14 protein-coding genes are annotated in these 21,104 nt (G+C 52.2%); 9 read left to right on the plus strand and 5 right to left on the minus strand.

Features of this window, described 5'->3' with window-relative positions; genetic code table 11:
- Position 1: 1 nt before the first annotated feature.
- Positions 2-1,576 carry a xylulokinase gene (locus tag L0M99_RS06505; RefSeq protein ID WP_024058897.1) on the minus strand — a complete coding sequence of 525 codons (1,575 nt, stop codon included), beginning with the start codon at positions 1,574-1,576 and terminating at the stop codon, positions 2-4.
- Positions 1,577-1,808: 232 nt separating this feature from the next.
- Between L0M99_RS06505 and L0M99_RS06510 the strand changes: the two genes are divergently transcribed.
- On the plus strand, positions 1,809-3,503 hold the full coding sequence (locus L0M99_RS06510; protein ID WP_238128131.1) for a bifunctional folylpolyglutamate synthase/dihydrofolate synthase: 1,695 nt from the start codon (positions 1,809-1,811) through the stop codon (positions 3,501-3,503).
- 56 nt (positions 3,504-3,559) lie between these two features.
- Positions 3,560-4,582, plus strand: a complete 1,023-nt coding sequence (locus tag L0M99_RS06515) for an RNase H family protein (RefSeq protein ID WP_238128132.1) — start codon at positions 3,560-3,562, stop codon at positions 4,580-4,582.
- A 201-nt stretch (positions 4,583-4,783) separates the two neighbouring features.
- Here L0M99_RS06515 and sucB read toward each other — a convergent pair whose 3' ends face one another.
- Complete coding sequence (gene sucB, locus L0M99_RS06520; protein ID WP_238128133.1) at positions 4,784-6,739, minus strand: 2-oxoglutarate dehydrogenase, E2 component, dihydrolipoamide succinyltransferase; 1,956 nt, start codon at positions 6,737-6,739, stop codon at positions 4,784-4,786.
- Positions 6,740-6,763: 24 nt separating this feature from the next.
- Positions 6,764-8,131 carry a dihydrolipoyl dehydrogenase gene (lpdA, locus tag L0M99_RS06525; protein WP_024058893.1) on the minus strand — a complete coding sequence of 456 codons (1,368 nt, stop codon included), beginning with the start codon at positions 8,129-8,131 and terminating at the stop codon, positions 6,764-6,766.
- A 285-nt stretch (positions 8,132-8,416) separates the two neighbouring features.
- Between lpdA and L0M99_RS06530 the strand changes: the two genes are divergently transcribed.
- On the plus strand, positions 8,417-8,857 hold the full coding sequence (locus tag L0M99_RS06530) for a hypothetical protein (protein ID WP_238128134.1): 441 nt from the start codon (positions 8,417-8,419) through the stop codon (positions 8,855-8,857).
- Here L0M99_RS06530 and L0M99_RS06535 read toward each other — a convergent pair.
- Positions 8,854-9,315, minus strand: coding sequence for a tRNA (cytidine(34)-2'-O)-methyltransferase (locus L0M99_RS06535; RefSeq protein ID WP_238128135.1), 462 nt, complete (start codon positions 9,313-9,315; stop codon positions 8,854-8,856). The two genes, L0M99_RS06530 and L0M99_RS06535, sit on opposite strands and share 4 nt — an antisense overlap.
- Before the next feature lie 129 nt (positions 9,316-9,444).
- Here L0M99_RS06535 and L0M99_RS06540 point away from each other — a divergent pair, with 129 nt between their 5' ends.
- Positions 9,445-9,978 carry a YbhB/YbcL family Raf kinase inhibitor-like protein gene (locus L0M99_RS06540; protein ID WP_238128136.1) on the plus strand — a complete coding sequence of 178 codons (534 nt, stop codon included), beginning with the start codon at positions 9,445-9,447 and terminating at the stop codon, positions 9,976-9,978.
- A gap of 200 nt (positions 9,979-10,178) precedes the next feature.
- On the opposite strand, the gene L0M99_RS06545 is transcribed toward L0M99_RS06540, so the two are convergent.
- Complete coding sequence (locus L0M99_RS06545; RefSeq protein WP_238128137.1) at positions 10,179-14,423, minus strand: G5 domain-containing protein; 4,245 nt, start codon at positions 14,421-14,423, stop codon at positions 10,179-10,181.
- Between the two features lie 339 nt (positions 14,424-14,762).
- On the opposite strand from L0M99_RS06545, the gene L0M99_RS06550 reads away from it, so the two are divergent.
- The 5 genes from L0M99_RS06550 to L0M99_RS06570 all read left to right on the plus strand — a co-directional run bounded on the left by L0M99_RS06550 (position 14,763) and on the right by L0M99_RS06570 (position 21,092).
- Positions 14,763-16,340: a type I restriction-modification system subunit M gene (locus tag L0M99_RS06550; protein WP_024058888.1), complete on the plus strand. Its 1,578-nt coding sequence runs from the start codon at positions 14,763-14,765 to the stop codon at positions 16,338-16,340.
- A 145-nt stretch (positions 16,341-16,485) separates the two neighbouring features.
- Positions 16,486-17,403, plus strand: a complete 918-nt coding sequence (locus tag L0M99_RS06555; protein ID WP_024058887.1) for an Abi family protein — start codon at positions 16,486-16,488, stop codon at positions 17,401-17,403.
- A 247-nt stretch (positions 17,404-17,650) separates the two neighbouring features.
- On the plus strand, positions 17,651-18,301 hold the full coding sequence (locus L0M99_RS06560) for a restriction endonuclease subunit S (RefSeq protein WP_238128138.1): 651 nt from the start codon (positions 17,651-17,653) through the stop codon (positions 18,299-18,301).
- A 4-nt stretch (positions 18,302-18,305) separates the two neighbouring features.
- Positions 18,306-18,884, plus strand: coding sequence for a restriction endonuclease subunit S (locus tag L0M99_RS06565; protein ID WP_238128139.1), 579 nt, complete (start codon positions 18,306-18,308; stop codon positions 18,882-18,884).
- 498 nt (positions 18,885-19,382) lie between these two features.
- The gene (locus tag L0M99_RS06570) at positions 19,383-21,092 is read left to right on the plus strand and encodes a type I restriction endonuclease subunit R (protein WP_238128140.1); all 1,710 of its coding nucleotides are present in this window, start codon (positions 19,383-19,385) and stop codon (positions 21,090-21,092) included.
- Positions 21,093-21,104 lie beyond the last annotated feature (12 nt).

Genomic DNA, 21,104 nt, shown 5'->3' on the forward strand with positions numbered 1-21,104 from the left:
CTTATAGCTCGGCCGCTGGGGACTCGGGCCTAGTGGATGGATACTTGCGTGACAAGTTGTGCAAATCTTCAAAAATGTCTTGTAGGCGGGGATAGAGTTTGCGCTGCACGCTGGCTACTTCCTGGTAACGCTGGTGTAGCTGCATATTCGGTTCAATGGTTTCGCCATAGTGCGCCATGTTCTTCGCGGCGGTGGCGACATCATTCGTGCCGTAAACCCCGGTGGAGGCCATCGCCAGTACCGCAGCCCCCAGGGCTGAAATTTCATCTTCGAGGCAAACGGTGATCGGCAATCCGGTGCAATCCGACATTATCTGGCGCCATAGTTTCGAACGGGTACCCCCGCCCATGGCGCGCAGGCCTTCGAGTTTGACTCCGGTACCTTTTTCAATCGAATCCAGGTTCAAACGCATTTCAAAGCCGATCGACTCTAAAATCGAACGATACATATGGGCGCGCGAGTGGGTGCCGCGCCAGCCAACTACTGCTCCGCGGGCTACCGAATCCCAGTAGGGGCTTTGGACTGCATTCCAGTAGGGCAAGGTGATCAAGCCTTCACAGCCCGGCGGAATCTGGGAGGCAGCATCATCGAGGGCGGGATCTGGCTCGCCCAGTAGTTTGGGGTCGCCTAGAGCCTCCCGGAACCAACCTGCCAGGTAGGATCCGGAGGACTGTAATACTTCAAACACATAGTTCCCGGGAATTCCGGAAACGTGGGTGCGGAATACCGGATCGTAGCGATATTCGGGGGATTCCACGCCCGCGTTCACCGCGGTGCCCAGATTGAGGAATGCTACTTCCGGGCTGGTAGCTGCCGCCCCGATCCCGGCGGCTTGTCCATCGCCCAGTCCAGCAATAATCGGGACTTCTTTAATGCCCCATTCGGCTGCTAGATCCGGCAACAGGGTTCCCATAGGTTTGGAGGGCTCAACCAGATCGGCCATCTGTTCCCGGGTGACTCCGGCTATCTCTAAAAGTTCGGGGGCATAGTCGCGTTTTTGGACATCGAATAGCCCCAGAGAGTCGGTGGCGGCTTGCGAGGATACCCATTTTCCGATTAGGCGGAAGGCAATATAGCCGTGGACTTCCACCACTTTATGGGCTTTTTTGAAAACTTCGGGTTCATTTTCTTTAACCCAGGCCATTTTGTAGATGCCAGGGGTAACCCCGGCAGGTTTACCGGATAGTTGATGAATGTGTTCGCTGCCGTATTTACGGATCTGATCGGTGGCACGCCCATCTAGCCACAAAATTCCGTTTCTTAAGGGGCGGCCATCTTTATCGAAGGGGGCGAAAGATTCGCGCTGATGGGTGATGCCGATGGCGGCTACGCGTTCGCGATCCTTGGCACTTATCTTGGAGAGCACTTCGCCGATTACGGCGTAAACGCTTTCCCACCAGCGCAAAGGATTGTGTTCATAGTGATCCATAGCGGGGGTGTGTAGCTGGATATTGCGTTTGGCGGTATGCCATACGGTTCCAGAAGCATCTACCAAAATAGCTTTTGAGGAGGTAGTGGAAGAGTCAATCGCTACTACCAAAGGGCCTTCGGAGAGGCGGCGGTGTTCTTTCGTCATGTTTTTGCATTCTCCTTCGAATGTGGAAGCCGACAGTTCCAGGGTAGCTAACAAATGTCGATAATACAACAGTTTTATTGTTTTATTTAACAGTTATCCTGTTAAATCCTTGGCGCTAGGAGATTTTGCCTGCTTACGGGAGGCAGAAAACGGATGGTTTTAGGCAAGAAGGGATAAAAGTTGGGAGGGCGGTCGATCCCTCAGTAGGATATGAGCTGAAAAGGGGGAGCAAGTGCAAAGTCAAGACGGTCAAGAACGCCAGGTCAACCCGTACGAAGAGATTGCGAAAAACGCTCACGGCGAGAGCGGAGGGATAGATCCCGAGCTATTGCCCTATCTTGTGGAAGCCGACCGGCAAGAACGTATCGATTTACCAATCAGCGATAACTTAGCAGATCAGCAAGACAGTGAGCGCCTGCGGGCGGCACTGCAAGCGGGCGGGATAGTTTTGCCCGAGGAGCTCGCAGACCCGGAAGCCGCAAAAGACGAAGAAAACACAGACAATGGCCGCGACAGTTCCGCACCTGAAACCGCACCGGATTCACCGACTTCGGATGAATCCTTGCGAGCGGATTTTGAGGTGGCTCAGGTGTATGCCCAGATACTCAACCGACGCCCTGAACATAATATTTCGCCAACTAAGGCACGGATCGAGCGCGCCCTCGACTATCTTTCTGACCCGCAACTGTCCTATCCCAGTTTGCATATTGCCGGTACCAACGGGAAAACCTCTACTGCACGGATCGCTGACAGTCTCTTGAGTGCCCAAGGACTCCGGGTTGGGCGTTTTACCTCTCCGCACCTGCTTAGCGTGCGGGAAAGAATATCAATTGACGGGGAACCGATCAGCCCCCAGGCATTCTTACAAGCCAACCAAGACGTGGAACCGATTATCGCCCTCGCTGATAAAGAGGGCGAAAGCATCGGGCAAGGCCGTCTTTCTTTCTTCGAATATCTAACCGCTCTAGCGTTCCAAGCTTTTGCTTCCGCCCCTATCGATGTGGGAGTAATCGAAGTGGGGATGGGAGGACGTTGGGATTCCACCAATGTCCTCGACAGCCCGGTGCAGGTGATCTGTCCCATTTCTTTTGATCATGAAAAATGGTTAGGGGATACGCTTGCCCAGATTGCCCAGGAAAAAGCGGGGATTATTCGACCGGGTGCCACCGTTATTTGCGCCCCGCAAGCAGATGAAGCGCTCCAGGTGATTAGGCAGGCGTGCCAAGAAAAAGGTGCCACCTTGCGCTTATATGGTGAGGACCTCCTCGTTAGTGAGCAGAAAATGGCGGTAGGGGGACAGGTATTTACTCTTACCACCCCGGCAGCCACCTATCAAGACGTCTATTTACCGCTCTTTGGTAGTCACCAAGCGGTAAACGCTGCCCTGGCAATATCAGCCGTAGAGGCGCTGGGAGCAGGCAAAGCGCTTTCCGAGGAAGTGCTGGCAGCCGGGCTGGACGCCGCGCGCTCTCCCGGGCGCCTAGAGGTATTGGGAGGCTCTCCCACGGTTATCGTAGATGCGGCGCATAATCCGGCGGGGGCAGCGGCGCTGAGAGCCGGGATTGAGGATGCATTTGGATTCCAAAAAGTAGTGGGCGTTTTTTCGGCAATGGGCGACAAAAATGTGGAAGGTATCCTCGCGGAAATGGAGCCGCTGTTAGATGCAGTGGTGACTTTGCCGATGGAGGGAGAGCGCGCCATGGAACCGGTGGAACTGGCGAAAATCGCGGGAGAAGTCTTTGGTGTCGAACAAACTTTTGCGGCACCTAACCTTTTGGATGCGGTAGACCAGGCGGTTTCATTAACCGAAGAAGGAAATCTTCCGGCTGACGCGGTCGGGATCGTGATTTTTGGGTCGGTAGTTTTGGCGGGGCAGGCTCGCCAGTTACTCTCCTCCCGGATAAAATCGGAAAATGCTTCCCATTGAGGCGGGATCTATGCAAGTAGTAAGCAATCTCTGAATAAATGTGAAAAGATATCTAAGTGACTTTAACCGTAGCAGTCGACGCCTATATGCTTGCAGAAGCTAACCTGGTGGGTTGGGCATGGGCGATTGACCAAGAGAATTGGGCGTGCGGATACGTGGAGGATTCCGCATCGATAACGCAAGCCCAATTTCAAGCGGTATTTTCTTTTGTGCGTCGTTGTCACCAGATAAACGAACCACTGGTTATTTTCACTTCTTCCGAGTACGTGGCGGCAGTGCTGCAAACCTGGCGGCATAAATGGCGCAGTAATAACTGGCAAAAACTTGATGGGATGCCGGTTACTGATCTTTCTATTATTCGCAATATTGATCATTTTCTGGAAGGTAAATCTTTGCAAGTTGCCTGTGCCGGCTCTAAAGAGCAAGCACTACTGACGCAGGCACATATTTACGCGCGGGAAGTGGTCTATGCCCACCGTGACGGCAAAGAAATAAACCTAGGTCCAGGGATTAGCCCCGAACTGCTCAGCGGCAATTACCGGCAGAACCTAGAGGGTTTAGTGGTTAGCGAATGCCCAATGCCGAAGGTCGAGGAAAATATTCCCGATAACGTCACCAAGCTTCCCCGCAATACTCAGAGCCCGCAGACGGGAACTACCTGGCGGGAAGGCTCCAATTCGGGACCGGTTGGTGTTGGGGGAATAGGGTCTCTGGCGCGAGGAGCCGCCGCCAATTTACGCGCTATCACCCAGGTAGTAAGAGACGAGGATCTGCGTTTTCAAAAGTATTGCGCCCGTGCTGACCGGGTAAAAATTAGGGAACTAATGCATCCGGATTTCATGTCGATCGGAGAACTGGGGGTTCCTATTTCCCGGACCGAGGCTGCGGCTCTCTTGGCGGAGGCTCCGCCTTCCCCCTCCGAGGTGGAAGTACGCGAGCTAGGCCCGCACACTGCACAGGTAATCTATTTTGATTCCGATTCGGTGCAGTCCTGGATTTGGATTCGTTACCAAAACAATCAGGCACGCATGATTTTTCAGCAGATCACCAAGCGTCCCCCCGATATTTTTGGGATGTAACTGCGGTTGCGGTTCTTGGAGGGGGATTCTCCCGTTTTTATGGGGGTTAAATAACCTCGTCAATAATTGGGGTGGTTCATGTGTTTACGGGTAAATGCCCATTTTTACTGAAAATGAAGGTATAAAATTGTTCTTTGGCTCCGGGTTTCCCGGAGCCAAAGAACAATATCAGGAATATTAACTTTTAGCTAGTTAGAGATCCTACAGTCCAACCTCGGCAGAGAAGTCGCCTTCTTCTAGGCGCTTCTTTACCGTAGTCAGGTAACGAGCTGCATCCGCGCCGTCGATTAGACGGTGGTCATAAGATAGCGCCAGGTACACCAGGGAACGCACCGCAATAGTGTCGTTTCCTTCAGAATCTTTCACTACCATCGGCCGGCGCACAATCGTGCCCAGTCCCAAAATCGCTTCCTCCGGGTAGTTAACTACCGGCGTATCGAAGAGGGCGCCACGCGAACCAGTATTGGTAATCGAGAAAGTACCGCCAGACATTTCATCAATACTGATAGAACCGTCGCGAACTTTCGTGGCCAGCTCGTTGATCTTGCGGGCAATAGCCGCGATCGTCAGATCGCCACAGTTCTTGATAACCGGAACCATCAGACCCTTCTCCGAGTCAACCGCGATACCTACGTTTTCGTGATCAAAGTAGGTGACCTCGTTGGTTTCGTCATTTACCCGCGAGTTGATCTTCGGATGTGCCTTCAGGGCTTCCACGGCCGCTTTCACAAAGAAGGGCAAGAAGGACAACTTGGTGCCTTCTCGCTGCGCAAAAGAGTCTTTGGCGCGCGCTCGCAGATTTGCGATCCGGGTAACGTCCACCTCTACCACCGTAGTTAGCTGCGCGGTAGAGGCCAGCGAATTCATCATGTGCTTGGCGATAGTTTGGCGCATCCGGGATAGTTTCTCGGTCTTTCCCCGTTCCTGCGCCGGCTCGATCGGAGGTAGCGGAGCTGCGGGCACTTCCGGAGCTGCTGCCGGTGCCGTTTGCGGTTTCTGCGCAGCTGCCAACACGTCCTCGCGCCGGATCCGTCCTCCTACGCCACTGCCTTTAAGGGTGGAAATATCTACTCCCTTTTCGCGCGCTAGCTTGCGTACGATCGGAGTTACGTAACCGCCGCTTACCTGCTTGGCTGCCTGCGGTTTTTCCTCTGGCTGTGCGGAGGTGGCTGGAGGTGTCGGAGCCGCCGGCGCCTTAGGTGCAGCGGGAGCCGGAGGTGCTGCCGGTGGCTGCGGCGCGGCTGGAGCTGCCTCAGCTTTGGGAGCGGCCGGAGCGGCCGGAGCTGCGGGAAGATTATCGGAGGGGGGTACCACCTGTCCCTGGGCAGTCATCGTACCCGGATAACCGGTGTGTACCTGCGGGTAAGCCCATTGGACTACGTGATGGTCACCCTCGCGTTTGATAGAAGACGGAATGCCCGCACCCGGTAGTTCTTCCAGATTGTCCGGCAGGGAGGGAGCCGGGGGAACCGCAGGAGCTGCCGGAGCAGCAGGTGCCGCCGGGGTGGGGGACGCAGCCGGTGCGGCGGGTGCGCTGCTTTGAGCCGGAGCCGCCGCGCTATTGCCTACGCGGCAAAGCACGGTGCCCACATCTACGGTTTCATCCTCTTGTACCAAAATTTCAGTGACTACCCCGGCGATCGGGGAAGGCACTTCAGAATCGACTTTGTCAGTGGACACTTCCAGTAACGGTTCATCTACCGCTACCTGGTCGCCTACTTTCTTTAACCATCGAGAAACGGTGCCCTCGGTTACCGATTCGCCTAAGGCCGGCATTTCTACGGCTTGTCCGTCACCTGCCGGAGCAGAGTCACCTGCCGGGGTTTCCGGCATCGGGGGAGTAGCCGGGATAGAGGGAACAGGAGTGTCTTGTGTCTGAGGTGCTGGCGAGCTAGCAGGGGCATCCGAGTGGGCTTCGCTTGCTTCACCTACCCGGCAAACTACCGTTCCTACGTCTACGGTTTCGTCCTCTTCCACCAAAATTTCGGTGATCACCCCCGCGATGGGAGAGGGAACTTCAGAGTCAACCTTGTCGGTGGATACTTCCAGTAGCGGTTCATCTACTGCTACCTGATCCCCAACCTTCTTTAACCAGCGAGAAACTGTACCTTCGGTTACCGATTCGCCCAGAGCGGGCATCTCAATATCTTGTGCCATGTTATTAATCTACCTTTCTGGACCTTAGGAATGTAAGGGTTTGCCGGCAAGAGCCATTCCAGCTTCACCAATTGCTTCATCTTGGGTGGGGTGGGTATGTACTAAGGCCGCCAAATCTTCCGGGAAGGCCTCCCAGTTGACCATAAGCTGGCCTTCGCCAACCAATTCGCCTACCCGTTTCCCTAGGGCGTGGAACCCTACGATCGGGCCGTCTTTTTGCGCCACCAGTTTAATGATTCCGCCAGTGCCCAGAATCTGGGATTTGCCGTTGCCGGCCAGATTGTATTCGGTAACTTTCACCTGGTCTTTGCCGAACTTTTCTTCCGCTTGCGTCTGGGTTAAACCAACCGAAGCGATCTCGGGTTCACAGAAAGTGACCCGCGGAATATTGGGCTCTACCAAGGGCTGAGGATCCAGACCACCTAAGTATTCGGCCAGGAAAATCCCTTGCGCGAAACCCCGATGCGCCAGCTGCAGACCGGGAACAATATCGCCAACGGCATATACCCCGGGAACGTTAGTCATCAAGTGTTCATCTACCGGGATAAAACCGCGATCAATATTTACCCCGATTTGTTCAAATCCCATGTCTTGGGTGCGCGGACCGCGTCCCACGGCTACCAGCAGCAGGTCGGCATCAAAAGTATCGCCTGACTGGGTTTTAACCTGCACCGAGTTACCAGTTTGGGTAACTGAATCGAACATGGTGCCGGTCTTGAAGGTGATACCGCGGCTACGGAATGCCCGCTCTAGCCCCTTAGAAATGGAGGCGTCCTCGTTATTAGCTAAATGAGGCAAGCCTTCAATCACGGTTACCTCGGTGCCCAGGGAAGCCCACAGGCTCGCGAACTCGATTCCGATAACTCCACCGCCGAGCACCACTGCCTTGTTGGGAACCCAATCAAGTTGCAGCGCCTGATCGGAAGTGATCACTCGCCCCTCGATTTCCAGACCGGGCAGAGACTTCGAATAAGAGCCGGTAGCGAGTACCAGGTTTTTCCCTTGGTAAGTCTGGTCGCCAACCTGGACAGTATTGGCGCTGACCACTCGACCCCATCCTTGGATGTAGTCGATCTTGCGGGATTTCACCAGCCCCTGTAGTCCCTTGTATAAGCGAGAAATGGTCTTGTCCCGGAAGTGCCCCACCTCGTTCATATCAACGCCGTCAAAGGTGGCTTTTACGCCCAGACGAGAGGCTTCTTTGATGGCATCCACGGTTTCTGCCACGTGCAACATTGCCTTCGTGGGGATGCAGCCCCGGTGGAGGCAGGTGCCGCCCACTTTGTCCCCCTCGATGAGGGCGACTTTCATTCCCAGTTGGGAAGCGCGCAAGGCGGTAGCGTATCCACCGCTGCCTGCGCCCAAGACTACAATGTCATAGGTGCTCGTCATTGTGATGTTCTCCTTGATAAAAGCACGGCTATGTCTGGCCATGACCGGGCGAGGCAAGAACCTTACCCAAAGGTTTATCCCTGCCGGCACATTTACAGACACCTGCAAACATTGTTTCATTTTTGAACAGCGAACGCACGGTGGAATTACGCTCTTTCTAAAGATGGCGAAAAAATGTGAAGGAGAATACATAAATATTATTGAGCTTGGGGTGAGAGTGGAGGGGGGTGGCGACTAGTACCGGTAGAATCTAAAGACACCTACCGTAAAACTCCGGAGAAGATATTGTCAGCATCTGAGTCTGCGCAGCAGTCCCATAAAGATCCGCGCACCGCCTCTTGGGGAGGGGGACGTATCTTCATGGCACTCTTAGTGGTGTTCGCGGTGGTTGCGCTGTTCCACGAGTTTTCCACCCTGCCGGCCTCTGGTTCTGCCGGATATGGGTTGGCTATGTTGTCACTGGCGAACGTGGCGCATTGGATTGTTTTATCGATCGCGGTGATTCATAACGGCCGGCGGATGCGCCTACTTGCCTGGACGCTCACTGGGATCGAAGCTTTGCTGCTGGTGCTATTTGCTTTTGCCTTCTCGTCTGCGCACCTAGATAGCGCGCAGCTGCTGTATAACTGGGGGCAGGCCTACTATTATTTGCCCGCGATTCTAACGGCGCTAACTTTGGTCTGGCTGATAGTGTCGTCCCCGCTGCGCCCCGGGAATAGTAATTAAACTAGATTCGGGTAAGAGTTTTGCCGCAGAGCCTCGTACAAGCCGATACTAGCTGAAATCGTTAAGTTCAAAGAGCGCAAATGTGGAACCATGGGGATCCGCACCAGGTTAGCTATGCGAGGATGTTTCATAACATCCTCCGGGAGACCAGTAGGTTCCGGGCCAAATAACAGTCCGTCCTCGCTCCCATAAGAAACCTCTTGAAAATGCAGCTTCGCGTGACCGGTAAAGGCGTGGATTTTTCCGGGGATATCGGCGAGGGCGTCCTCTAGATTAGGGTGTACTTTCACGTGTGCGAGGTCGTGGTAGTCGAGTCCCGCGCGTTTGAGCTTTGTGTCATCCATGTCGAAACAAAGCGGTTCTACTAGGTGTAATAGGGTGCCGGTGCAAGCGGATAAGCGGATAGCAGCTCCGGTATTTCCCGGAATCCGCGGCTCGAAATAGATCAAATGCAACACGCCCTCGATTCTAGATCTTTTTGGTGTTCGCGAAACAATCCGGGTGCGGGTATCGGTTCGTGATTATGCTGCCTAAGCGGGAATATTCACGTAGCCTGGAGGCACAAGCACCGATTTACTGGAGGAATTATGGATCTTAACTCCCGTCCGATGGCTCTCGACCCTTACCAGGCGCTGCCGCAGCTTCCTACTTTTACTTTGACTTCTACCGATATGACGGCAGGCGGGCAGATGCCCACCGCGCAGATTGCGGCGGGGGAGAACCTGTCTCCGCAGCTTTCTTGGAGCGGTTTTCCGAAAGAAACCCAGTCTTTCCTGCTGACTTGTTTCGATCCTGATGCCCCTACTCCTTCCGGATTTTGGCATTGGTTGATTACTGATATCCCGGCGGAGATGACTTCCCTGGCAACTGGTGCGGGCAGCAGTGACTTAGAGCTTGACGGCCCGGCTTTCCATTTGCGCAACGATGGGGGCGGCTGGTCATATATGGGGGCAGCTCCGCCGAAGGGGGATCGTCCTCACCGCTATATTTTTGCCGTTCACGCCTTGGATACGGAAACTTTGGAACTGGATGAGGACGCCTCGGCGGCGGCTGCTAACTTCCAGGCGCTGTTCCATTCCCTGGCGCGCGCCACTTTAGAGGTCACTTACCAAAATAAATAGGATTCCAGACTAGGGTTTGCCCTAGCACTCGAACTTAAGAAGTAGTTAGCACGCGTTTTGTTTGAGGGGAGGAGTCGGCAAGTCTTAGCGCGCCAAGCTGATCAGACGAAGAAAGCAAGGGGCTCGGTGCGTTATATTGCACCGAGCCCCTTGCTTTGGGTTGTCTGGACGGGGCAGGAGCCCCCGCTCAGCCTAAACCGTTAGTCACGACGGCTCCGACGTCTGGCAACGGCCAGTACCAATCCGGCACCGATCATCCCCATACCCACGTATGCGGTATTCGCCACATCGGCGCCAGTTCGCGCTAGCGAGTCTGCAGAGCTCCTAGCATAGGTGGGATTCTTTGACTTATAAGAACCTTTTCGGACTTGCTTAGTCTTACCTGGTTTGCTGGGGTTATTGGATGGATTATGCCCCGGCTTCACCGGCTCAACTGGCTTGTTAGACGGTTTATCCGTTGGTTCGTCCGGCTCCGCCGGCTCAGAAGGCTCAGAAGGCTCAGAAGGCTCCGTCGGAACCTCGCAGGCACACTTCGTACCTACGCGGAGTTTGCGCGCCTGCGGTTCCTTGATGATCTTTTCAGAAGATTCCGGATCGCCCACTGGCTCGCCATTCTCTAGCTGCCAGGTCTTGGTGATTTCTTTTTCACCGAGTTCACCAGGTTGATCCTCAACCATCTTGCCAGCTTCTAGGTTCGGGTCGTACTCGATAATCGTGTCGTACGGAATCTGTTCCTTGTGTGTATCCGTCAGCTCGGTTTGAGTCTTGTTCGGGCCAACTTCCACGATGTGGTCAACCGGATCGCTGATCTTCTCGGAGGATTCCTCTTTGGAGACCTGCCCGTTTTCATTCTTCACCGTGACGGTGTGCTTGATCTCGCCCTGTTTGCCTTCCTGGATGACTTTCTTTTCACCAGGTTTCAGATCAGGGTTGACACGCACCTCGACCTTGAACGGGGTCTTTTCGATCCACTCAACCGTTTCAGCAGCAGGCGGGCACTTGGTGCCCACGCGGATGATCTGCTTGACCGGCTCCTTGGTGCGCTCAGTGGTCACGGTCGGGTCGCCGTCTGGCTTGCCGTCCTTGATCTTCTGGGTCGAAGTCACAACGTCAGTGCCCAGCTCACCGGTCTGGTCTACAACCTGCTTACCCTTTTCTAGGGTGTCATCAAAGACGATCTCGGTTTCGAACGGAACGGGCTTTTCAACCTTGGTCACCAACTCGTCAGCACCCAAGCGCGGACCGTATTCAATAATACGTTTCTTCGGTTCCTTAGTGGTTTCCGCCTCAGCTACCTCGGCTTTGTCACCCTGAGCGGTGAACTTCGCCGTGTAAGTCTTCTCGCCGTTCTCACCTTCCTGGACAACCCTTGTCTCACCAGGAGCCAGCTTCGAGTTTTCGCGAACCTCGGTTGGATACGGGATCGGAACCGTCCAGGTCACGTCCTTGGCGCTCTCAGCCGGCTTGGTGCCGACCACTACAACCTCGTTAACAGGATCCAAGATACGGGTCCAGGTACCATCTGCGTTCATGGTTTCCGCGCCCGGTTGCCCCTCGGTTTCAACCTTGTACTTGCCAGCAGGAATGGTGTCGTCGTACTTGTACTCGACCTTAAACGGAATCTCGCGCTCCGGAACCTTAACAACGTTCACGACAGCGGAGGTGATGTCCTTAGAACCGTCCTCGTAGGTCACGGTTACGGGAACCTCGATCTTATCGCCTGGTTTCGCAGTCTCCGGCGCAGTGGAGATCACGTTGCCCTTGTCATCTAAGCTGACGATCCAGTCGCCGTGATCGGTTTTCAACGTGTAGGTCGGGTTGCCAAACTTATTCGTTTCGCCGGTCGCTTCGACGTAATCCGGCAGCGGAGCAATCTCATACGGCTTGTCCTTGGCAACCTCAATATCCTTTGGCTTTTCGATTGCCAATGGCGATGTCACAGTGTCGCCGGGGTATACCGTCTTTGGCGGAATTACCGGGTTGGCCTCCCAATTGTTCATTAACTTCACCACGGTGGTGACCGGGGTGTCGGTGGTCAAGTCTCCTGGAGCATCCACGGTGACTGTAATAGTCTTCTTATCACCTGGCTTGGCATCTGCCGGTGGGGTAGCGGTGACCTCACCGGTGTTCGGGTCAATCTGGTACTTCCAGCCATCAACTTCTTGCTCGGTAATCGGCGAGCCATCCGCGTTCTTCCCAAAGGAGTATGTGGAGCCTTTGGGAGCGCCCTCAACCTGGTGCTTTACCGCCTGGTCCGGGCCAGTCACCTGGACGTTATATTCCGCCTTCAGGTCACCCTTAATAACAACGACCGTGCCGGTCACCTTTTGTGGCTTGAACTTATTTCCATTCTTGTAGTGAGCCATAACCGGAACATCCAGCTGATCGCCTTCCTCCGCATCACTTGGGATGGTAGTGGTGATTTCACCTGTGTTCTCGTCGATGGAAACTTTCCACTCATTACCGTCTTTATCTTTTAGAACAGTCTCGGTTTGACCATTCTCAAAGGTGTAGCGATCTGGAGCTTCGTCAGTGGTGTTACCGCTAAGGCCACGCTCGGGGATGGTGGGCAGTAAGCTGACCGTTGTCTTTGGCTTACCGGTCACCGTGTCGTAATCAGGGATCTTTATTTCCGCGAAGGCCTGGAACTGAACCTCGATTTCATCGGTGGTCTGATCCGGGTAGGTAGCCTTCACTTTCGGAGTGATAATGGTACCTGGGGCAACACTATCGTCTGCCTTGGCAGTGACCTTGCCGGTATTGTCAACCGTGACGGTCCAGCCTTCCGGAACACTATCCGGGTCAATCTCGAACTTTGCCGGATGGACAGGAGAGTGCCCCTTCATAATCGACTTAGTAAGGATCTGTGCAGATATTTCCTCATTCACTTTGCCTTTAGACAATCCCGGGCGCACCAGATCCGTGACTTGCGTGTGGTTCGGGTCCACTACCACTAGCAGTTCCAAAACGTCCGTAGAACCGTTCGAGTACTCCACCGTAATCTTCGGGCGGGCAAAAGTGCCCGGCTTCGGATTCTCTGGGGCAGTCACGGTGACGTTGTAGTCATCGTCCATCTCAACGGTCCAGCCCTCGTAGACGTATTTATCGTCTAGTCTGACCGTAGCCTCGAAACCGCCATCGGCCTTCTTCTTTTCCAGTTCCTTAATCAGATCAGGAGTCTGGGTGAATACAACCTTCTGTGGTTCAGTAGCCAAGGGGCCGGTTTCGCTATCGACACCCGAGATGATCGAGGCATCGGTCTTGTCGTACTGCGGGTTGTGATACTCAGTGTCATCCAGGGAGAACGCCTTGGAGTCGATGACATTTGCCGTGCTATAGCGATCCAGCGAGTTGGAGCTTTCGAACGTCTTGGGCTCGCCATACGGATCGTTGTTTCCACCGGCAGCCTGAAGCTGATCCACGGTACGCGGCTTTGCCAGAACGGAGAAGTTCACGTTCTTGTCATCCGCCAGGTTCGTGCCGCGGTACTTCGGCCAGGTGAAATAGATATCGCCGCTGTCGTCGATACGCAGCATCTTTTCACCGCCAGAGGCTGCCGGATCCGTGGTACCAATGAACTTACCGTTACCATCGTAGGCCTCTACCACCATGCGGGACAGCGAATCGTCCTTGCCGCCGTTTGCCACCGCTGGCACATTGATCGTGCCGACCTTGGTTTCCTCACCCGGGACGATAACGTGCTTTTGGAAGTTCTCCCAGGACACAGTGATGGGGTTACATTCAATGTTCTCGCTCGGCCAGGGGTTAACCACAGCGGAGAAAAGAGCGCTGCTACCTTGCGTCGCGTGGAGGCTGGGATTTTCCTGCGTGTAGTCACTCTTCCATGCGTAGCGCACCGGGTTTGCGGAACTGGCCTGCGCGTACTGCCCAACCTTGTCTTCCGTCAGGTTCGCCAAAAGATTGATGTTCCTTTGAGCCCCCCTTCCGGTAATATCAATGTTTTCATCGGCTTTGTGGGTAACCACTGCCTTATCATTGGCAAGCGCCTGACCAATATCCATGGAGGACACCGGTGCCGTATTCAAATACGCACCGAGGCGACCCGAATTAGTAAAGCTCCAATCGACGAACGTGCGATCTTTTGAGTTATCGAATGAAATACCTATTCCCCAAGCGGTTTTAGAGGGGCTGGTAGCACTTGGCTCCAAAGTTCCCCAGGTAAAGCCAGCCTGGCTGCCGTCCGGGTCGCCGCTTTCAACAACACAAGAGCCGGCAGGCAGATCTGAAGCTTTTTGATCTGCCTTCTCGACCGCGCCAGATTTATCCCGGATACCGCCGGAGAGCTCTGCCGCAGTAGCGGATTGAGGTGACATGAAGCTTGGTGCGGTCACTAAGGCGCCTGCCGCTAATGCCAGAGCTGATAAAGCCGCAATGGAAGAACGCGAAAGTCGCTTCCGTCCGCTTGGCTTACTCAAGGAGTCCATCGATCATTCCTTCCTAAAGTTTTAGTGTGATACTCACGGGGGATCTCCTAGTTCCCGTGGAGGTAAGGCTGGTAGAGTAAACCCCTAGACTAGAAGCTTTAATTATTTAACTCAATAGGTATCGCGTTGATAAACGCTGGATGGGCGTCATTTATAGCCAGAGATATACCCGGGTACGTGCATAAATCCATTAATGCCTTTGTCGTTACAACAGTCGTTCAGTTTTGCTATTAGTGATAATCGGAGAAACTACAGGGCGTGAAATCTATGCGTGGCGGTAACTAGGATACCTGCCAGTCTCGCTAGACTATTACCTAGTTCTGTACCTAGGAGGTTCTAGTGGCGGCATCAGATCAGCGCGCTAATCTACATCGGACGATTTGGCGAGTGGCCAATGATTTGCGCGGCAGCGTAGATGGTTGGGATTTCAAAGCCTACGTGTTGGGAATGCTGTTTTACCGTTTCATTTCCGAACATATCACCAACTGGGTAAATAAGATACAGGCCGAGGGCGGGGAGACAGATTTCAACTACGCTCAAATCGATGATGAACAGGCAGAAACCGCTCGGGAATATATGGTGAACACGCTGGGGTTCTTTATTCCGCCCTCGAAATTGTTTCAAAACGTGCGCCGAGCCGCGCCTCGTGACCAAAACCTAAACGAAACCTTAGCGGCAGTATTTGCCGATATTGAGGCTTCGGCTATCGGCTCTAGTTCGGAAGATGACCTTAAAGGGCTATTTGATGACGTGAATACCAATAGCCCCCGTTTGGGGAACTCGATTGCGGAGCGTAACGCCAAGCTGGTGAAACTGCTTGATGCTATCGCTGACCTGGAGCTGGGTAACTATCAGGATGCCGATATTGATACTTTCGGTGATGCCTACGAATATTTGATGACTATGTATGCCTCGTCGGCCGGAAAATCTGGAGGTGAATTCTTTACTCCCCAAGATGTTTCGGAACTGATAGCCCGGCTGACGGTGCTCGGTAAAACTCGGGTAGGTAGGGTTTATGACCCAGCGTGCGGTTCTGGCTCCCTACTGTTGAAGTTTGCGAAGGTTTTAGGGCGCGAAAACGTGGAAGAAGGTTTCTTCGGACAAGAAATCAATCTGACCACCTATAACCTATGCCGGATCAATATGTTTTTGCATGGAGTGAACTTTTCTAAGTTCGATATCGCCCTGGGGGATACTCTTACCGACCCGGCGCATTGGGATGATGAACCTTTCGAAGCGATCGTTTCTAACCCGCCCTATTCCACGAAATGGATAGGGGCGGATTCGCCGACCTTGATGAACGACGAGCGCTTTTCGCCTGCCGGGGTATTGGCACCTAAGGGCAAGGCGGATCTGGCGTTTACGATGCATATCTTGTCTTGGCTGGCCGTTGACGGCACCGCGGCGATTGTCCAGTTCCCCGGGGTGCTTTATCGCGGGGGAGCGGAAAAGAAGATCCGCAAATACCTGGTGGATGGCAACTATGTGGATGCGGTTATCCAGTTGCCGGTGGATTTGTTCTTTGGTACTTCTATCGGCACTTGCGTACTGGTGTTAAAGAAGTCGAAGAAAGATTCGAACGTACTGTTCATTGATGCTTCGGAGCTATTTGAACGCTCGGGTACTAAAAACCAGATTACCGAGCCTTTCCGTGATCAGATTCTTGAGGCTTACGGGAAACGGGAGAATCAGGAGCATTTCGCGCAGCTGGTTTCGATAGAAGATATTGCCGAGGCCGACTACAACCTTTCCGTATCCAGTTACGTAGAACCCAAGGACACTCGGGAAAAGATTGATATTCACCAGCTCAATAAAGACATTGTCGGCATCGTAGAGCGCCAAGCCAAGTTACGGGAAGCCATCGACGCCATAGTCGCCGACCTGGAGGGGGCATCCATAGATAAGCGTGAATCTTGAAAAGCTAGGACACCGATTGACATGCTTTGACATCCGTTGACATGCTTTGACATTTTCGGTATTTTGAAATTAACACGACCGGTTCCGCTTTCCGCCTCGGTGGGAAGTCCAGGGCCGGTCCTTTTAAAATCCGGCGGAGGTATTAATGGCACGGATTAAACCTTTTCTTTCGCATACTGAACAGGTTGAGTTATTGATTTCTCGAGGTATGCATATTTCTAACCCTCGGCAGGCAGAAGAAAAACTATCTACTCTGAATTACTATCGCTTATCTGGATATTGGTATTCAATGCGACAGGTAGACCCAGTGACGAAAAATAGTTTAAATGCATTTAGACCGGGTGCTTCCTTTGAATTAGCAGTTGCTCTTTATGATTTTGATGAATCGCTTCGCCAGGCTATTTTCGCTGAGCTTGTTCAAATTGAGTTAGCGATGAGAGCTTTAATTGGATATCACTTAGGGAAAATCGATCCTCTCATTCATTTAAGCCCAGATAAGCTTGGGGCAGCCGCGAAACAACGTAAAGGTCGTGGGAAAAATAGTGAATACCAGGTGTGGGCAACGAAGTATGACTCTGCGTTGGAAGCTTCGAGAGAAGGATTTGTTCGACATCATCGCAAGCAATATGACGGTATCCTTCCGGTTTGGGTAGCTGTCGAAATCATGGACTGGGGGATGCTATCCCACCTATACCGAATGTCACCGTTACAGGCACGCAACGAGATAGCACAAGTATGTAATTTGCGTGCCCCTCAGCTTGAGTCCTGGTTAAAATGCCTGAATATCCTTCGTAACTATGTAGCGCATCATGCGCGAGTGTTTAATCGAACTTTCGATATTAAACCGAAACTATCTCAAGATTTGCGTCTTTCAGCCATTGCTAACTGTACTAACAGGGTTTTTGCTCAACTTACATTGATTCATTATCTTCAAGACGAATTGCAATTACCAAGAACCAATCGTCTTAACTTGGTTGTTGATAGCTTCCCAAATAACGATCTAGTTCCATTTGAAAGATTGGGGGCTCCAAGTAACTGGCGCGAACTCGAACTATGGCGGTGATACTTCCTATTTAACCTATCTTTGATAAGCAAAATTCTTTTGATAATAATCAAGATCAGGTAGCTCCTACGGCAATGTCCTAGTTGCAAGTTCTTAGATGCCACCTGATAGAGAGTAATAGGCACTACTTACGGAGAGTAATGCCCTCACTTTCGGTGCTGACTTTATAAAATGAGGGCAGTTAAAATAATAGGAGGTTCCGGTTGTCTATGAAGGCGGGGCAAGGCAATAGCAAGGGCGCAAACGCATGAGCCGCATAGACGACCTAATCGCAAAATACTGTCCCAGCGGGGTGGAGTATAAAACTCTCGGTGACTTGGGTAGGTTTATGCGTGGCGGAGGCCCGCAAAAGAAACACCTTTTAAGCAGCGGAAAACCTTGCATCCATTACGGACAGATTTATACTCGCTACAGTCTTTATACTGGTGAGACCTTGTCTTTTGTATCCCCTGAAGTTTTTGATTCTTCCAGAAAAGCATCCCCTGGCGACGTGATTATTGCAGATACCAGTGAAAATGATGAAGATCTTGCGAAAAGCGTAGCTTGGATCGGTAATGAGAAAGTGGCGGTCAGTAATCACACTTTAATCTATAGTTCTGCATTGAATCCTAAATATGTTTCATATTTTCTTTCTTCTCATTCATTCCAAAAACAAAAGAGACGTCATATCACTGGGGTAAAAGTAAGATCTATTTCCGAAACTGGAATGTCGAAAATAAAGATTCCGGTGCCGCCGCTGGAAGTGCAAGATGAAATTGTACGGATTCTAGATTCTTTCACCAAGCTAGAAGCGGAGCTAGAAGCGGAGCTAGAAGCTCGTCGCAAGCAGTACGAGTACTACCGCGACTCGCTTCTCAGTTTTGAGAACCTAAATAACCGCGTGGGGGGGCGTAGTTAGACTATTGCCCCTAAATGATGTTTGCGCAAAGGTTTCTTCTGGGGGTACTCCGAAACGTAATGTTCCTGGTTATTTCGGTGGAAGCATCCCTTGGTTGCGTACACAGGACGTTAACTTTAATGAAATATTTGAAACGTCTGCGACAATTACTGAACTTGGATTGAAGAATTCCTCGGCTAGCTGGGTCAAAGAGAATTCTATAGTGATAGCTATGTATGGGGCGACCGCTGCTAAAGCAGCCGTAGCTAAAATTCCTTTGACCACGAATCAGGCTTGTTGCAATTTAGAAATTAATTCAGCGGTAGCTAACTATCGATATGTCTTTCACGTAGTTTCAAACAATTACGACCAGTTGAAATCTCTGGGGCGAGGTTCGCAATCCAATATCAACGCGTCGATTATTAAGCAATATGAAATCCCCGTGCCTCCTTTGGCGGAACAGGAACGCATTGTTGCCATTCTGGACAAGTTCGACGCTTTGGTAAACGATCTTTCTTCTGGTTTGCCGGCGGAGATTGCGGCTCGGCGTAAACAGTATGAGTATTACCGCGACCGGCTCCTAACCTTCACTCCCGCAAAGTAACTGCGAGATTTACGCCCAACGCGCGGGGAAAATAGCCAACAGCGCGGGGAAAAAGTTTTATCCGAGCAGGCTAGGTGGGCGTAAATCTAAAAAGACAAGGTCTTTTTAGATTTTGGGCAGGAGGAAAAACTTTTGCCCCGCGCGTGATTTTTATCCGAACTCTTAGGCGGGAGGAAAAATCTCTCACCCGTGCCTGTCAGGTGGGACAACTTTTCCCCTGTGCGTAACTGCGTGATTCGGGTCGCGGCCGGTAAAAGATATGAGAGGGGCTTGACCTGCGCAGCAGGTCACGGGGTCCCCGGAGTGCTTTTACCGAGCCAGACCCGTAACAGGTAGCCCGATAGTAAGGCTTGGCAGGGAATAACAACTATTACCTCGCGCGGAGCTACTAGAAACCTTGGGCTACCAAAAAAGCTTCGGCTAGGTAGCACAAATTTAAAGCTCCAGCGCCACTAAGATAGAAACAGTTGCCAACTCCAGTTGTTTCCAGGAGACTTCATGAACACCTATTTACCGATTGCCACCAGTGAAGATGCTACGGTAGTCGCCACCTACGAGCCGGAAGAACGTAAAGAAAAGGCGTATCAAAGCGAAGCCGCCCTCGAAAAAGCGTTAATTGAACAACTCCAGCGGCAAGAATACGAGTATTTACCGATAAAAGATGCCTTCGCCCTCGAAAATAATTTGCGGCGTAGCCTGGAAGCCTTAAACGAGGTTTCTTTTAGTGACCGCGAGTGGGAGCGTTTCTTTAAAACCGAGTTGGCTAATCCTTCCCGCAGGATTTTAGAAAAAACCGCGATTATCCAGGCTAGCCCCGCGGCGCTGGTTTTAGAGCGGGATGACGGCACTCAAAAGAATATTCACCTGCTGGATAAGGTTAATATTCACCGTAACCGTCTGCAGGTGATTAACCAATATGAAACGGACGGCACCCACCATAACCGTTACGACGTAACTATCCTGGTAAACGGGTTTCCGCTGGTGCATATTGAACTAAAACGGCGGGGAGTGCAGCTGCGGGAAGCTTTTAACCAGATTAACCGCTATCAACGGGATAGCTTTTGGGCTGGTAACGGGTTATTCGAGTATGTGCAACTGTTTATTATCTCGAATGGGACGTATACGAAATATTATGCGAACACTACCCGGTTGCAGCATGTGAAAGAGCAGTCTAGATCGGGCAAGCGGGGGAGTACAGCCAGTTTTGAGTTCACTTCTTGGTGGACTGATGCGCGCAACCGTCACATCACGGAGCTGATGGATTTTGCGAAAACTTTCCTATCGGGACGCACTTTGCTCAATGTGATCACTAAATATTGCGTGTTTACTACCGAGAAGAACCTGATGGTGCTGCGCCCTTACCAGATTGTGGCGGCCGAACGGATCATTAACCGGGTGCAGATTGCTACCAACTATAAGAAGCTGGGCACTATTGAGGCCGGCGGCTATATTTGGCACACCACTGGCAGCGGGAAAACCCTAACCAGTTTTAAGACCGCGCAGCTGGTTACCCAAGTGGAGGGGGTGGATAAGGTTCTGTTTGTGGTTGACCGTAAAGACCTGGATCATCAAACCAAGAAAGAATATGAGGCTTTCCAAAAAGGAGCGGTTAACTCTAATCGGTCTACCCGGCAGCTTGCCGCGCAGCTAGCGAACGATAAAGCCAAAATCGTGATTACCACTATCCAAAAGCTTTCCAATTTTGTGCGTGCCAATGCCCAACACAAAATCTATGACAGCCATATTGTTATTATTTTCGATGAATGTCACCGCAGCCAGTTTGGGGATATGCATCAGACGATAAAGCGGGCATTTCGTAACTATCACCTGTTTGGTTTCACCGGCACGCCCTTATTTAATGAAAATAAGGCTACGGGTTCTTCGCTGGCGATCCGCACGACTGCGCAGGTTTTTGGTGACCGCCTGCATTCTTACACCATTACCGATGCGATCAGTGACCAAAATGTGTTGCCGTTTCGTATTGACTACGTGAACACTCTTAAACCTCGGGAGGGGATTAGCGAAGAGGAAGTGCTCGCGATTGCTACCGAGGAGGCTTTGCTGGATCCGCGCAGGATTCGGGAAGTGGTCTCTTATGTGCTGGCTCATTTTGATCAAAAAACTAAACGGAACTCTTACTATTCCTTGAAAGGTAAACGGGTGCGTGAAGCGTCCCAGGTTTTGTTCCGCTTCTTATGTGGGTGCTAGTTGTTTAGAGTG

The sequence above is a fragment of the Varibaculum cambriense genome, from assembly GCF_022133705.1.
Lineage (GTDB): Bacteria > Actinomycetota > Actinomycetes > Actinomycetales > Actinomycetaceae > Varibaculum > Varibaculum cambriense_A.